At 70.3% G+C, this 14,521-nt stretch carries 12 protein-coding genes; 7 read left to right on the top strand and 5 right to left on the bottom strand.

Annotated features, from left to right (window positions below):
• Positions 1-16: 16 nt before the first annotated feature.
• The gene (gene aroA / locus EDF46_RS03695) at positions 17-1,444 is read right to left on the bottom strand and encodes a 3-phosphoshikimate 1-carboxyvinyltransferase (protein ID WP_123504899.1); all 1,428 of its coding nucleotides are present in this window, start codon (positions 1,442-1,444) and stop codon (positions 17-19) included.
• A 51-nt stretch (positions 1,445-1,495) separates the two neighbouring features.
• Between aroA and EDF46_RS03690 the strand changes: the two genes are divergently transcribed.
• From EDF46_RS03690 to EDF46_RS03680, 3 genes are all read left to right on the top strand, one after another.
• Positions 1,496-2,218 carry a sigma-70 family RNA polymerase sigma factor gene (locus EDF46_RS03690; RefSeq protein ID WP_123504898.1) on the top strand — a complete coding sequence of 241 codons (723 nt, stop codon included), beginning with the start codon at positions 1,496-1,498 and terminating at the stop codon, positions 2,216-2,218.
• On the top strand, positions 2,215-2,454 hold the full coding sequence (locus tag EDF46_RS03685) for a zf-HC2 domain-containing protein (protein WP_123504897.1): 240 nt from the start codon (positions 2,215-2,217) through the stop codon (positions 2,452-2,454). The genes EDF46_RS03690 and EDF46_RS03685 overlap by 4 nt, the downstream gene beginning before the upstream one ends.
• A 63-nt stretch (positions 2,455-2,517) precedes the next feature.
• Entirely contained in the window at positions 2,518-2,958 is a 441-nt protein-coding gene (locus tag EDF46_RS03680; RefSeq protein ID WP_123504896.1) for a GNAT family N-acetyltransferase, read from the top strand.
• Positions 2,959-3,080: 122 nt separating this feature from the next.
• On the opposite strand, the gene EDF46_RS03675 is transcribed toward EDF46_RS03680, so the two are convergent.
• Positions 3,081-6,884, bottom strand: coding sequence for a multifunctional oxoglutarate decarboxylase/oxoglutarate dehydrogenase thiamine pyrophosphate-binding subunit/dihydrolipoyllysine-residue succinyltransferase subunit (locus EDF46_RS03675; protein ID WP_199738181.1), 3,804 nt, complete (start codon positions 6,882-6,884; stop codon positions 3,081-3,083).
• A gap of 121 nt (positions 6,885-7,005) precedes the next feature.
• Between EDF46_RS03675 and EDF46_RS03670 the strand changes: the two genes are divergently transcribed.
• The 3 genes from EDF46_RS03670 (at position 7,006) to EDF46_RS03660 (ending at position 11,037) form a co-directional block, all read left to right on the top strand.
• Entirely contained in the window at positions 7,006-8,445 is a 1,440-nt protein-coding gene (locus tag EDF46_RS03670) for a GuaB1 family IMP dehydrogenase-related protein (RefSeq protein WP_123504894.1), read from the top strand.
• 124 nt (positions 8,446-8,569) lie between these two features.
• Positions 8,570-10,003: a hemolysin family protein gene (locus EDF46_RS03665; RefSeq protein WP_123504893.1), complete on the top strand. Its 1,434-nt coding sequence runs from the start codon at positions 8,570-8,572 to the stop codon at positions 10,001-10,003.
• On the top strand, positions 10,000-11,037 hold the full coding sequence (locus EDF46_RS03660) for a hemolysin family protein (RefSeq protein ID WP_123504892.1): 1,038 nt from the start codon (positions 10,000-10,002) through the stop codon (positions 11,035-11,037). The genes EDF46_RS03665 and EDF46_RS03660 overlap by 4 nt, the downstream gene beginning before the upstream one ends.
• A gap of 74 nt (positions 11,038-11,111) precedes the next feature.
• On the opposite strand, the gene EDF46_RS03655 is transcribed toward EDF46_RS03660, so the two are convergent.
• The gene (locus EDF46_RS03655; RefSeq protein WP_123504891.1) at positions 11,112-12,287 is read right to left on the bottom strand and encodes an NADH:flavin oxidoreductase/NADH oxidase; all 1,176 of its coding nucleotides are present in this window, start codon (positions 12,285-12,287) and stop codon (positions 11,112-11,114) included.
• A 27-nt stretch (positions 12,288-12,314) separates the two neighbouring features.
• On the bottom strand, positions 12,315-12,935 hold the full coding sequence (locus EDF46_RS03650; RefSeq protein ID WP_123504890.1) for an HAD family phosphatase: 621 nt from the start codon (positions 12,933-12,935) through the stop codon (positions 12,315-12,317).
• A gap of 37 nt (positions 12,936-12,972) precedes the next feature.
• Between EDF46_RS03650 and EDF46_RS03645 the strand changes: the two genes are divergently transcribed.
• On the top strand, positions 12,973-13,794 hold the full coding sequence (locus EDF46_RS03645; protein WP_123505183.1) for an ADP/ATP-dependent (S)-NAD(P)H-hydrate dehydratase: 822 nt from the start codon (positions 12,973-12,975) through the stop codon (positions 13,792-13,794).
• Here EDF46_RS03645 and EDF46_RS03640 read toward each other — a convergent pair.
• Positions 13,791-14,480: a YceI family protein gene (locus EDF46_RS03640; RefSeq protein ID WP_123504889.1), complete on the bottom strand. Its 690-nt coding sequence runs from the start codon at positions 14,478-14,480 to the stop codon at positions 13,791-13,793. The two genes, EDF46_RS03645 and EDF46_RS03640, sit on opposite strands and share 4 nt — an antisense overlap.
• Between the last annotated feature and the right edge of the window lie 41 nt (positions 14,481-14,521).

Raw genomic sequence — 14,521 nt, 5'->3', positions numbered from 1 at the left:
GCCGTGCCGCGACAGATCACAGGAAGCCCAGCAGATCGGAGGCCGGAGACACCGACACGCTGCGGCCGAGGAGGTCGTTCCACAGCTTGACGAACTGGGGGAGCGTCTTCGACACGACGCGGACGTCGTCGAGCTCGATGTCGGGCACGGCGAGGCCGATCACCGCGGCGGCGTGCGCCATGCGGTGGTCGCCGTACGTCTTCCACTTGCCGGCGTGGAGCGGTGCGGGCTCGAGGTGGATGCCGTCGGGCAGCTCGGTCGCGCGGCCGCCGAGCCCGTTGATCTCGGCGACGAGGGCCGCGAGACGGTCGGTCTCGTGACCGCGGAGGTGGCCGATGCCGATGAGGGTGCTGGGGCCGGAGGCGAGTGCCGCGAGGGCGACGAGCGCCGGGGCCAGCTCGCCGCCGCGCGAGAGGTCGATGTCGACGCCGGGGAGCGCGCTGCCGCCGACGAGGCCGTCGCCGCCGTCGACGGTGAGCACGTCGCCGTCGCGCGTGACGGTGGCACCCCAGAGCGGGAGCAGCGTCTCGAGGTCGGCGCCGACCTGGGTCGTCTCGGTCGGCCAGTGGCGGATCGAGACGCTGCCGCCGGCGACGAGTGCCGCGATCAGGAAGGGCGCCGCGTTCGACAGGTCGGGCTCGATCGTGACGTCGCGCCCGGCGATCGGCCGCGCGGGCACGACCCACGTGCCGACCTCGGGAGTCTCGACGGTCACGCCGCGCTCGGCCAGGGCGTCGATGGTCATCTCGATGTGGGGGAGGCTCGGGAGTGTCTCCCCGGTGTGGTGGAGGGTCAGCCCGTCGGCGAACCGCGGGGCGGAGAGCAGGAGACCGGACACGAACTGGCTCGAGGAGGAGGCGTCGATGGCGACTGTGGCCGCTGCGACCTCGCCGGTGCCCTGGACCACGAAGGGCAGGGTGCCGCGGCCCTCGTCGCTGACCTCGACGCCGAGGCCGCGGAGCGAGTCGATCGTCGTGCGCATCGGGCGGCGCCGGGCCGCCTCGTCGCCGTCGAACGTGACCGGGCCGGTCGCGAGGCCCGAGAGAGGGGGCAGGAAGCGCATGACGGTGCCAGCGAGGCCGCAGTCGACGGAGACGCCGCCGGTGAACGCGGCGGGGACGATCTCGAGGTCGGGGCCGAACGGCTCGCCGTTCTCGACCTCGGTGATCGAGGTGCCCAGGGCGCGCAGGGCCTCGACCATGAGGGAGGTGTCGCGCGAATGCAGCGGCAGGCGCAGCCGCGACGGCTCGGACGCGAGAGCCGACAGCACCAGCTCGCGGTTGGTCAGCGACTTCGAGCCGGGGAGCGAGAGCGTCGCCCGCACCGGGCCGGTGACCGTGGGCGCGACCCAGAACCCCTCGTCGACGGTCGAGCCGTCTTCGGACTCGCGTGCGCCATCGCCGTAGGGGTTGAACTCGGGACCGGAATACCTGAATACCTGCATCGGTTGTCAAGGGTAATGCAAGCATCGACACGCACCCCGGGAGGTCGCGGCATGGCAACGACCACTTTCGCTGACGCCCCCGTCATGGTCGACCTAGAATTGGCCCTGATGAGCACCTCCGACGGCGCAGCCGCGAATTCCACCCCCACCGCTCCTGCCGAGCGCAGCGTCGACGAGACGCGCGCTCTCTTCGAGGAGCAGGCTCTGCCGTTCATGGACCAGCTGTACGCCGCCGGCATGCGCATGACGCGCAATCCCGCCGATGCCGCCGACCTGGTCCAGGAGACCTACGTCAAGGCGTTCGCGGCGTTCGGCCAGTTCACCCAGGGCACCAACCTGAAGGCCTGGCTGTACCGGATCCTGACGAACACGTTCATCAACACGTACCGCAAGAAGCAGCGCGACCCCTACCAGGGCACCATCGACGAGCTCGAGGACTGGCAGATGGGCGGCGCCACCTCGGCGACTCTGACCACGACGTCGCGCTCGGCCGAGGCCGAGGCCATCGACCACCTGCCCGACAGCGCCGTCAAAGAGGCTCTCCAGAAGGTGCCGGAGGACTTCCGACTGGCCGTGTACCTGGCCGACGTCGAGGGATTCTCGTACCAGGAGATCGCCGACATCATGAAGACGCCGGTCGGCACCGTGATGAGCCGACTGCACCGCGGGCGCCGACTGCTTCGCGATCTGCTGGGCGACTACGCCCGCGACCGCGGCATCGTCGTGCCCGAGAAGACGACCCGTGCATCATCCACGAAGGGGAAGAAGAAATGACCGACTGCGGCTGCGACAAAGCCAAGGCCGAGCTCGAAGAGTACCTGCACAACGAGCTGGCCCGTGACGACGCGAAGGACATACGCGAGCACATGGACGGCTGCGCCGACTGCTCGAGCGAGTTCCACGTCAACGTCGTCATGACGGAGGCCGTCCAGCGCGCCTGCCGCGAGACGGCACCCGAAGACCTGCGTCTGCAGGTGCTGACGAAGATCAGGGATCTCCAGGCGCACTGACGCTCCTGCGGGTTGCGAAGCGACCGTTCGTCACACCGTGCGCGTGTCCTGTAGCTTCGCTTCATGACCGCCACCGTGGAGCCCCTGGGCGCACCCACCCCTGACGACCTCGACGACGTAGTCGACCTCATCCGCACCCTGGGCTACTCGCTCGATCGAGACGATCTGTCGTCCCGGCTGGCCCGGCTGACCCCCGAGGCCGGCCACGAGACCTGGGTGGTCCGCGACTCCGCCGGTCGCGTCAGCGCCGTCGCCGGCGCCCATGTCATGTGGGCCTACAACGCCGACCGGCCGACCGCGCAGCTCCTGCTGCTCGTGGTCCGCACCGACGTCCGCCGCGATGGGCTCGGGTCGCAGCTCCTCACCCACTTCGAGGAGTGGGCGCACGGACACGGCGCCCTCGCGCTCTCCGCCGTCTCAGCCGCGGCGACCGACAGCGCGCACCGCTTCTACCAGAAGCGCGGGTACCACGAGAGCGGCACCCGCTACACCAAGCTCGGCTAGCCGGCTCGGCGGCGGCCCCCTCGAATACCAGGGGCCGCAGCCGTCGCACCGCCGCCGCGCTCCCGCGTCGTTGCCGCTCGTCAGGCTCCCTGCCGTCTGCGCCGCGGTGTGGTCTTCGTCGACTACAGCGTGAGTGCGCGGTTCACCAGATCGGCGAGCTCCGCGGCGCTGCGCTTGGGCGAGCCCGTCGCCGGCGCCGCGGACGCAGGGCGCGACGCGACCGTGATCGTACGGCCGAGCTTCGGAGCGAGCTCCAGCGCGATGAACGGCCACGCGCCCTGGTTCTCGGGCTCCTCCTGAGCCCAGACGAGCTCGGCGTTCGGATAGGCGTCCAGCACACCGCGCATCTCATCGAGGGGGAGCGGGTAGAGCTGCTCGAGGCGCACCAGGGCGATCTCGTCGCCGATCTCGCGCTTGTCGAGCTCGGCGAGCAGGTCGTAGTGCACCTTGCCCGAATGCAGCACGACCCGCTTGGTGGCCGACCTGTCGCCGACGCGGGTGCAGTCGAGCACGGGTTCGAACCGGCCGCTCGTGAACGCCTCGACGTCGCTGGTCGCCCCGCGCAGTCGCAGCATCGCCTTCGGGGTGAAGACGACCAGGGGGCGGCGGGGGCGCGCGTAGGCCTGGCGGCGCAGCAGGTGGAAGTGCGACGCCGGCGTCGACGGGCGCGCGATCGTCATGTTGTCCTCGGCGCAGAGCTGCAGGTACCGCTCGATGCGGGCCGACGAGTGGTCGGGGCCCTGGCCCTCGTAGCCGTGCGGCAGCAGGAGCACGACGCTGGAGCGCTGCCCCCACTTCTGCTCGGCGCTCGAGATGAACTCGTCGATGATCGTCTGGGCGCCGTTCGCGAAGTCGCCGAACTGGGCCTCCCAGAGCACGAGGGCGTCGGCGCGCTCGACCGAGTAGCCGTACTCGAATCCCATGGCGGCGTACTCCGAGAGCAGGGAGTCGTAGATCCAGAGCTTCGCCTGGTTGTCGGCGATGTTCTGGAGCGGGATCCACTCCTGGTCGTTCTCACGGTCGTGCAGCACGGCGTGGCGCTGGACGAAGGTGCCGCGACGGGTGTCCTGGCCGGCCATGCGGACGGGCGTTCCCTCGGTCAGCACGGAGCCCAGGGCGAGGAGCTCGCCGAACGCCCAGTCGATCTGGCCCGAGCGGGTCATCTCGACGCGCTTCTTCAGCAGCTGCGTGAGCTTCGGGTGCACGGTGAATCCGGCCGGAGGGTTGTCGAACGCGTCGCCGATGGCCCGCACCAGGTCGTCGGGGATGGCCGTCGCGAACGACTCGCCGGTGACGCCGGTGTCGTCCTGCTGGGCCTTGGGGCGCTCGAGGTCGGCCACGGCGCTGCCGTCGGTGATGACCGGGATGGAGCCGGTCTGGGCGGCGTGGGTCTCGCCGAACGCGCGCTCGAGGCGGTCCTGGAAGTCGCGGTGCGCGCCCTCGTACTCCTCCTGCGTGATGTCGCCGCGACCGACGAGGGCCTCGGTGTAGAGGGTTCGGACGGACCGCTTCGCCTCGATGAGGCTGTACATGAGCGGCTGGGTCATCGAGGGGTCGTCGCCCTCGTTGTGCCCGCGGCGGCGGTAGCAGATCAGGTCGATCACGACGTCGCGCTTGAACTCCTGGCGGTAGGCGAACGCGAGCTCGGCGACACGGGCGACGGCCTCGGGGTCGTCGCCGTTCACGTGGAAGATCGGCGCCTGTATGGTCTTGGCGACGTCGGTCGAGTAGATCGACGAGCGCCCCTCGGACGGCGACGTCGTGAAGCCCACCTGGTTGTTGATGACGATGTGGATCGTGCCGCCGACGCGGTAGCCGCGCAGCTGCGACATCTGCATCGTCTCGACGACGATTCCCTGGCCGGCCATGGCCGCGTCGCCGTGGACCAGGATCGGGAGCACGGCGAAGGCGAGCGGGGCGCCGCGATCCTGCTTCGCCCGCACGATGCCTTCGAGGACGCCGTCGCCGGCCTCCAGGTGCGACGGGTTGGCGGCGATGTACACGGGGATCGTCTTGCCCGACGCGCTCGTGAACTCGCCCTCGGTGCCGAGGTGGTACTTGACGTCGCCCGAGCCCTGCACGGTCCTGGGGTCTTGCGTGCCCTCGAACTCTCGGAAGATCTGGCCGTAGGTCTTTCCGGCGATGTTGGTCAGGACGTTGAGGCGGCCGCGGTGCGCCATCCCGATCGCGACCTCCTGGAGGCCGGCCGACGCCGCCTCCTGGATGACGGTGTCGAGCAGCGAGATCGCCGACTCGCCGCCCTCGAGGCTGAAGCGCTTCTGCCCGACGTACTTCGTCTGCAGGAAGGTCTCGAACGCCTCGGCCTCGTTGAGCTTGCCCATGATGCGCATCTGCTCGTCGTGGGTCGGCTTCGTGTAGGGCACCTCGACGTGCTGCTGGACCCAGCGGCGCTGCTCGGGGTCCTGGATGTGCATGTACTCGATGCCGATCGTGCGGCAGTACGAGTCGCGCAGGACGCCGAGCACGTCGCGGAGCAGCATCGACGCGCGACCGCCGAAGCCGCCCGTGACGAACTCGCGGTCGAGGTCCCAGAAGGTGAGCCCGTGGCTCTCGATCTCGAGGTCGGGGTGGGTGCGCTGGCGGTACTCGAGCGGGTCGATGTCGGCCATCAGGTGTCCGCGCACGCGGAAGCTGTTGATGAGCTCCTGCACGCGCGCCGTCTTGCCGACGCGCTCGGCGAGGTTGACGTTGATGTCGGGGTTCCACTTGATCGGCGCGTAGGGGATGCGCAGGGCGCGGAAGATCTCGTCGTAGAAGTCCCGCTGGCCGATGAGCATCTCGTGCACGATCTTGAGGAACTCGCCCGATCCGGCGCCCTGGATGACGCGGTGGTCGTAGGTCGACGTGAGGGTGATCGTCTTGCCGATGCCGAGCTCGACGAGCGTCTTCGGCGACGAGCCCTGGAACTCGGCGGGGTACTCGAGCGCGCCGGCGCCGATGATCGCGCCTGCGCCCTTCATCAGGCGGGGCACGCTGTGCACGGTGCCGATGCCGCCCGGGTTGGTCAGCGAGATCGTGTTGCCGGCGAAGTCGTCGGCCGTGAGCTTGTTGGCCCGCGCCTTCTTGACGATGTCTTCATAGGCGCTCAGGAACTGGGCGAACGTGAGCGTCTCGGCCTTCTTGATGCCCGGCACCAGCAGTGCGCGCGTGCCGTCGGGCTTCGGGATGTCGATGGCGAGCCCGAGGTTGATGTGCGCCGGCGTCACGACCGACGGCTTGCCGTCGACGACGTCGTAGAAGACGTTCTGGCTCGGGAACTCCTTGAGCGCCTGCACCAGCGCCCAGCCGATGAGGTGGGTGAACGAGATCTTGCCGCCGCGGGCGCGCTTGAGGTGGTTGTTGATGACGATGCGGTTGTCGATCATCAGCTTCGCCGGGATCGTGCGGACGCTCGTCGCGGTCGGCACGGTGAGGCTGGCGTCCATGTTGGTCGCGAGGCTCTTCGACATGCCGCGGAGGGGCTGGACCACGTTCTCGGGTTCGGCGGCGGGCTCCTCGCCCTGCGGCTTCTTAGCGGACGACGGAGCGGGCGCGTCGGCGGGAACCGGCTTCTGACGCGGGGCGACCGAGGTGGTGCGGGCCGAGACGACCGGCGAGGTTCCCGTGGCCGGCGCCGGTGCGGCCGCGGACACGGGTGCCGATGCGGGTGCGGGTGCGGCCGACGAAGCGGGTGCGGCCGCCGCCGCCGGTGCGGCCGCCGCTGCCTCCCCGGGAGCGCTCGGCTGGGCGACCTGGCCCTGCTTGTAGCTCTCCAGGACCGGCCACCACGACTTGTCGACCGAGTTCTTGTCGGCCACCCACTGCTCGTAGAGCTCGTCCACGAGCCACTCGTTGGCTCCCCACACCTCGTCGGCACTGCCTGCGGAAGTACCCTCGTCGGTCGTTCCGGTCACGTGGCTAGACACAGCCGATCGCCCACTCTCCGTTGATTGTTGATCCGTCACGGTCTTGCGACCGGTGCCTGTCAAGACTAATCGCTCGACCTCGGGAGAGTGGGAGGGAAGTGCAGGGAATAGGTTGAGTGTCATGAGGTACTACGAGACGACTCCGACGCACGACCTGACGTACTCCGACGTGTTCCTCGTCCCGAGCCGATCCGGCGTGACCAGCCGTCTCGACGTGTCGCTCGAGACCGGCGACGGGACGGGTCAGACGATCCCCATCGTGTCGGCCAACATGAACTCGGTGACCGGCCCGCGGCTGGCAGCGACGCTGGCCCGCCGGGGTGGCCTGGGCGTGCTGCCGCAGGACATGCACCTGCAGGATCTCGACGCCGCCATCCGCTGGGTCAAGGCGCAGCCCGTCGTGTTCGACACCCCGTACGCGATGGCGCCGGGCGACACGGTCGAGGCCGCGCTGCGCAAGCTGCCGTCGGTCGAGGGCCAGGGCATCGTGCTGCATGAGGCCGACGGCGGCTACGTCGGGTGCATCGCGGCTTCCAGCCTCGCGAAGGCGTCCAGCGACGCCGTCCTCGGCGACCTGCTGCACGGCTCGCTCACCTCGCTCGACGCCGACGACATCGACGGGCCGCGCGCGGCCTTCGACCTGCTGGTGGCGGCCGACCTCGACTTCGCGCCGGTGCTCCACCAGGGGCACGTGATCGGCACGCTCAGCCGCCGCAGCGCGCTCCGCTCGACGCTCTACAAGCCCGCGCTCGATGCGTCGGGACGCCTCCGCGTCGCGGCTGCCGTCGGCGTCAACGGCGACGTCGCGACGAAGGCCAGGGCCCTGGCCGCGGCCGGAGTAGACGTGCTCGTGCTCGACACCGCCCACGGCCATCAGGAGGCGATGATCGCGGCCCTGAAGGCCGTGTCGGCGCTCGACCTCGGCCTGCCCATCGTGGCCGGCAACGTCGTGACCTCCGAGGCCGTGCGGCACCTGGTCGCGGCCGGTGCCTCGATCATCAAGGTCGGCGTCGGGCCGGGTGCGATGTGCACGACGCGCATGATGACCGCGGTCGGCCGGCCCCAGTTCTCGGCCGTGCTCGAGACGGCCGAGGCCGCGCGGGCGCTGGGCGCCCACGTCTGGGCCGACGGCGGCGTGCGGTATCCGCGCGACGTCGCGCTCGCCCTGGCAGCAGGCGCCTCCAGCGTGATGATCGGCTCGTGGTTCGCCGGCACCATCGAGGCGCCGGGCGAGCTCGTGACCGACGCCGAGGGAAAGGTCTTCAAGGAGAGCTGGGGGATGGCATCGACCAAGGCCGTCCAGGGGCGCTTCGAGAGGCTCGACCCCTACGAGCTGGCTCGCAAGACCCTGTTCGCCGAAGGCATCTCGTCGTCGCGCATCTACCTCGATCCGCTGCGCCCGTCGGTGGAGGACCTCCTCGACATGATCACGTCGGGCGTCCGGTCGTCGTTCACCTACGCGGGTGCGCGCACGCTGCCGGAGTTCGCCGAGAGGGCTCTCGTCGGAATCCAGTCGGCCGCGGGGTACGAAGAAGGAAAGGCGCTGCCCGTCTCGTGGTGAACTCTCGGCTCTCGGGTCCTGGCGCCGGGGCACGAGGCCGGTAAACTGCTCGGACAATGGACGACGATCATAGACAGCCGCCCTTCCTTCCCCTCTCGACCGGCACCGAGCGGAGGTCGCACTCGTGAACGAGTGGATCCTGCTCGCCATCGGCCTCGTGCTCACCGTCGGCACCGGCCTCTTCGTGGCCAGCGAGTTCTCGCTGGTCAACCTCGACCGCGCTGACCTCGAGGCACGCGAGGCCCGCGGCGAGAAGCGGCTGGGCACGACGATCGGCGCTCTCAAGGTCACGTCGACGCACCTCTCGAGCGCGCAGCTCGGCATCACGCTGACGACGCTGCTCACCGGCTTCACGATGGAGCCGGCGATCTCGACGCTTCTCGAAGACCCGTTCCACCAGTTCGGCGGGCCCGTCGAGATCGTGGACGTCATCGCGCCCATCGTGTCGATCGTCATCGCGACGCTCATCTCGATGCTGATCGGCGAACTGGTCCCGAAGAACTTCGCGCTGGCCCTGCCGCTCAAGACGGCCCAGCTGGTCATGCCCTTCCAGGTCGGCTTCACGATGGTCTTCCGCCCCGCGGTCGCGCTCCTCAACGGCACGGCGAACGCGATCCTGCGCGGCATCGGCATCGAGCCCAAGGAGGAGCTCTCGGGCGCCCGCACGGCCGAGGAGCTGTCGTCGCTGGTCCGGCGTTCGGCGTTCGAGGGCAGCCTCGACCTCGACACGGCGACCCTGCTCGCCCGCACGCTCGTCTTCAGCGAGCACACGGCGTCCGACGTCATGACTCCGCGCCCGCGCCTCAGCAGCGTCTCGCGCACCGACAGCGCCGAGACGGTGCTGGCGCGTGCCCGCAGCACCGGCTACTCGCGCTTCCCTGTCACCGACGACGACATCGACGACATCGTCGGCCTCGTCCACGTCAAGCAGGCCGTCTCCGTGCCGCGTGAGAAGCGCGCCGACGTGCCGGTCAGCGCCCTGCAGACCGAGGCGATCCGGGTTCCCGAGACGATGAAGCTCGACAGCCTGCTGTCCGAGGTCCGCGGCAAGGGCTACCAGATGGCCGTGGTCGTCGACGAGTACGGCGGCACGGCCGGCGTCGTCACGCTCGAAGACCTGATCGAGGAGCTCGTCGGGGAGGTCTCGGACGAGCACGACCGTTCGCGGGTCGACGTCGTGCGCTCGCGGGACTGGCTGACCTTCCCCGGCCTGCTCCGCCCCGACGAGCTGCTCGAGCGCGCCGGTGTCAGGGTGCCCGAGGAGGGCCCCTACGAGACCGTCGGCGGCTGGGTGATGAGCGAGCTCGGCCGGCTTCCGTCCATCGGCGACGCCGTCGAGACGGAGGACGGCCAGTTCCGGGTCGAGCGCCTGGAAGGCCGCCGGATCGACCGCATCCGCTTCACCCCGACGTCCGAGCCCGAGGTCGTGACCGACTCGGTCGCCGCCGAAGACGTGCAGGCCGCGATGGCCGAGCGCACGCTGGAGCGCCGCCGTCACGCCGACTCGCCCAATGCCGACTCGACGAGAGCCGACGCCCCGAAGGAGGCCCGCCGATGAGCGACTGGTGGGGCATCGTCTGGCTCGTCGTGCTGCTGCTCGGCAACGCCTTCTTCGTCGGCGCCGAGTTCGCCGTCATCTCGGCGCGCCGCTCGTCGATCGAGCCGAAGGCCGAGGCGGGCAATCGCGCGGCCAAGACCACTCTCTGGGCCATGGAGCACGCGACTCTCATGCTCGCGACCAGCCAGCTCGGCATCACGGTCTGCTCGCTGCTGATCCTGAACGTCTCCGAGCCGTCGATCCACCACCTGCTCGAGGGGCCGCTGCATCTGACCGGCATCTCGGACGGCGCCGTCGACACCGTCGGCTTCATCATCACGCTGGTGCTGGTGTCGTTCCTGCACGTGGTCTTCGGCGAGATGGTGCCGAAGAACCTCTCGTTCTCGGTGCCCGACCGCGCCGCCCTGCTGCTCGCGCCGCCGCTGGTGTTCGTCGGCCGCATCTTCGGCGTGGTGATCCGCACCCTGAACTGGCTGACCAACCACATCATCCGGGCGTTCGGCGTCGAGCCGAAAGACGAGGCGACGAGCGCGTTCACCGTCGAGGAGGTCCAGACGATCGTCGCGCAGTCGCAGCGGGAGGGCGTCCTCCGTGACACGACCGGAGCTCTGACCGCCGCGTTCGAGTTCACCGAGAAAAAGGTTTCCGACGTGGCCGTGTCGATGGTCGACCTCGTCACGCTGAGCGAGGCCGCCACTCCGGCCGACGTCGAGCGCGCGGTCGCCCAGCGCGGCTTCTCGCGCTACGTGCTCGTCGACGACCTGGGGCAGCCCACCGGCTACCTCCACCTCAAAGACGTGATCGACCTCGACGACGGCGAGTTCTCCGAGCCGGTGCCGCCGAAGCGGATCCGCCAGCTCATCTCGATCTACGAGGGAACCGAGCTCGAGGACGCCCTGGCGACCATGCGTCGCGTCGGCGTGCACGTGGCCCGCTCGTTCGATGCCGAGGGGACCACGCGGGGCGTGCTCTTCTTGGAGGACATCATCGAGGAGCTGATCGGCGAGGTCCAGGACGCCACCCGGAGGAGCTAGTCGGCCGAGTGCAGACAGAATGCCCCCGCGGAGTCTTCCGTGGGGGCATCTTCACGCACTCGGCGGGCGAGGTCTCAGGCGCGGGCCTCGACGAGAGGGCTGCGTTCCTCCGTCACGCCGGACGCCCCGGAGCCTGTCGAAGGGGCCGGCGCGGCGGCGGGACGCTGCTGGGGATGAAAAGGCGCGCGGTGGTACTGCTGCGGGTAGTACGGCAGCTCCTCGCCGAGCTCCGACGCGGCGCGAAGCGCGAAGTGCGGATCGCGCAGGAACTCGCGCCCGACGAAGACGACATCCGACTGGCCCGAGGCGACGATCTGCTCGGCCTGCTCGGCCGTGAGGATGAGCCCGACGGCCCCGGTCTCGACGCCCCCGTCGGCCTTGACCGACGCGGCCAGCGGCACCTGGTAGCCGAGGCCGACCGGGATGACGGCGTTCGCCGCGATTCCGCCTGACGAGATGTCGAAGAGGTCGGCGCCGGCGGCGCGGGCCCAGTCGGCGACGGTCGCGGTCTCGTGCTCGTTCCAGCCGCCCTCGACCCAGTCGGTGGCTGAGAAGCGGACGAGGATCGGGAAGGCCTCGCCGGTGGCGGCCCGGATGCCGCGGACGGCGTCGATCACGATGCGGGCGCGGTTCTCGAGCGATCCGCCGTACTGGTCGGTGCGCGTGTTGCTGAGCGGCGACAGGAACTGGTGCATGAGGTAGCCGTGGGCGGCATGCAGCTCGACGAAGTCGAACCCGGCCTGCTGCGAGCGGACGGCGGCGGCGACGAAGGCGTCGACGACGCCCTGCACCTCGTCGGCACTGAGCTCGCGGGGCACGTCGTAGCCGTCGAACGCGATGGCGGACGGCCCGACGACGGGCCAGCCGTGCTCGGCCTCCGAGAGGGTGCCGTTCTGCGGCTCCCAGGTGCGCGGAGTCGACGCCTTGCGGCCGGCGTGGGCGAGCTGCACGCCGATGGCGGAGCCCTGCGAGTGCACGAAGTCGACGATGGGGCGGTAGGCCTCGCGCTGCTCGTCGTTCCAGATACCCAGGTCCTGCGGCGAGATGCGGCCCTCCGGGACGACGGCGGCGGCCTCGGTGACGATCGCGCCGGCACCGCCGCGCGCGAAGGAGCCCAGGTGGACGAGGTGCCAGGTCGACGGCATGCCGTCGAAGTTCTCGGCCGAGTACTGGCACATCGCCGGTACCCAGAGACGGTTGCGGAAGGTGGTGCCACGGAGGGTGATGGGGGCGAAGAGTTCGGATGCCATACGGAAGTCAACCGCCCGCCCGCGGGATCATTCCGCCTGGAGGGCCACCAGGAACTCGCGCAGGGCCGGCGGGGTGGTGAACACGTGGCCGGTGATGCCGAGTTCCTGCGCCCCGTCGATGTTGACCGCCTTGTTGTCGATGAAGACCATCTGCTCGGGCGTGATGCCGAGCTCGTCGAGGACGGTCCGGTAGATCGACGCGCTCGGCTTGAGGTCGTGCATCTCGGCGCTGACGAAGACGCGGTCGAAGAGCGTGCCGACGGGCGAGAACCGCAGGGGCGAGCCGAAGTCGAAGCCGGCGTTCGAGAGCACGCAGACAGGCGTGCCGCCGTCGCGGAGCTCTTCGATGATGTCGATGGTGCCGGGCTCGGGGCTGATCCAGGCGGGGAAGTCGAGGGCCCAGAGCTCGTGGATGCGCGACAGGCTCCACTCCGTGCCGGTCGCGCGGGCGAGTGCCCGCCAGTACTCGACGACGGACATCTCGCCCGAGTCGAGGGAGTCGCGGTTGGCGTCGTAGGCGGCCCAGAACGGCTCCGGCTCGACGTCGGCGAGTGCGACGATGGCCTCGCGGACGGACGCGTGAGGCGTCTTCGAGATCACCTCGCCGTAGTCGAAGACGACGGTGCGGCCGGGGAGGGAGATGCTCATGCAGTCCACGCTAGCGGGGCGCGCCTATCGTGGGCGGGTGACCCCGTATCAGGACTGGACCCCCGCCGACGCCGCCGACTGGATCGCCGTGCCGCAGGCCGACGACGACAAGTACAGCCGGGGGGTGCTCGGAGTCGTGACCGGCTCGGACCAGTATCCGGGCGCCGCAGTGCTCGGCGTCGAGGCGGCGCTGCACACGGGTGTCGGCATGCTGCGCTACCTCGGGCCGTCGCGAGCGTCGGACTTCGTCCTGCATCGCCGGCCGGAGTCGGTGACCAGCGCCGGGCGCGTGCAGGCGTGGCTGCTCGGGTCGGGCATCGACCCGTCGACCGCCGACGGCCTGACCCGGTCGCGATTCGCCGAGGCCACCGCGTCAGGGCTGCCGCTCGTGCTCGACGCCGGCGCGCTGGCGGTCCGGGCCGAGGCCACGGGGCCGATGGTGGTGACGCCGCACTTCCGCGAGCTCTCGAAGGCGTCGGGCATGGACCTCCACGCGGTCCGCGACGATCCCGCGACCGCCGCCGCGCGCACCGCCGACGAGTGGGGCGCGACCGTCCTGCTCAAGGGGCACCGCACCTACGTGGCCGCGCCCGGGGGAGTGCGCCTCGTCGCCTCGAGCGCGCCCGCGTGGCTGGCGACGGCCGGGGCGGGCGACGCGCTCGGCGGAATCCTCGGCGCGCTCGTGGCGACGCACCACGACGAGATCGCCGCCGACGAGTCGGCGCTGGCGCGGCTGGCTGCCACCGCCAGCGTCGTGCACGGGCTGGCGGCGTCGCGTGCATCGGGCGGCGGACCCCTCACCGTTCTCGGGCTGGTGGACGCGCTGCCGGCGACGATCGCGGAGCTGCTCCGCCGCTAGCTGGCAGGCGCCGCCTTCAGCAGGAACTCCACCGACCCGGTCTTCTCGACGGTGACGAACCCGAGGCTCGGTGCCGTGACGTCGTAGTCCGAGAACGTGATCGGCACCGACCCGCTCACCTCGGCGCCGGAGCCCGACAGGGCGGCCTCCATCGGCACCGACACGGTCTTCGTGACGCCATGCAGTGTGAGCGCCCCGGTCGCCGTGAACGTGGCGACCTCGCCCGACGACAGGTCGCCGGTGTCGACCGGCGTGGTCAGCGCGAACGTGGCGTCGGGGTGGATGTCGGTCTCGAGCGCCGACGTGCGGAAGTACTCGTCGCGGCTCCCGGAGTCGGTGGCGATCGTGCCGGCCTCGACGGTGATCTGCGCCCTCGTGATCGAGTCGGAGTCGAAGGTGACGGTGCCGCTCACGTCGCTCGTCTTGCCGACGACCGTCACGTCCGTGCCCCTGAGGACCTCCTTGACGCGGTAGCCGGCAGTGCTGCCCGAGCCGATCGTCCAGGCGCCGGTGAGGTCGGAGCCCGCGAGGTCGGAGCTCCCCGGCGTCACCGACACGGTCGGCGCGGCCTCCGGCTCGCCCACGATCACGTCTCGGTAGAACGCGGGGCCGGCGATCGCGGCGACGGTGGCGACGACGACGACAGCCGCGCCGACGCCGATCAGGACTTTGCTTCGAGTTCTCACGGGATCTCCTCTGGGGGGTCGGGTGTCCCTGAACGATGACG

Origin of the sequence: Frondihabitans sp. PhB188 (genome assembly GCF_003752365.1) — a bacterium.
GTDB lineage: Bacteria > Actinomycetota > Actinomycetes > Actinomycetales > Microbacteriaceae > Frondihabitans.
Note: the sequence above shows the minus strand (reverse complement) of the source record. Positions and strands in the feature narration are given on the sequence as shown.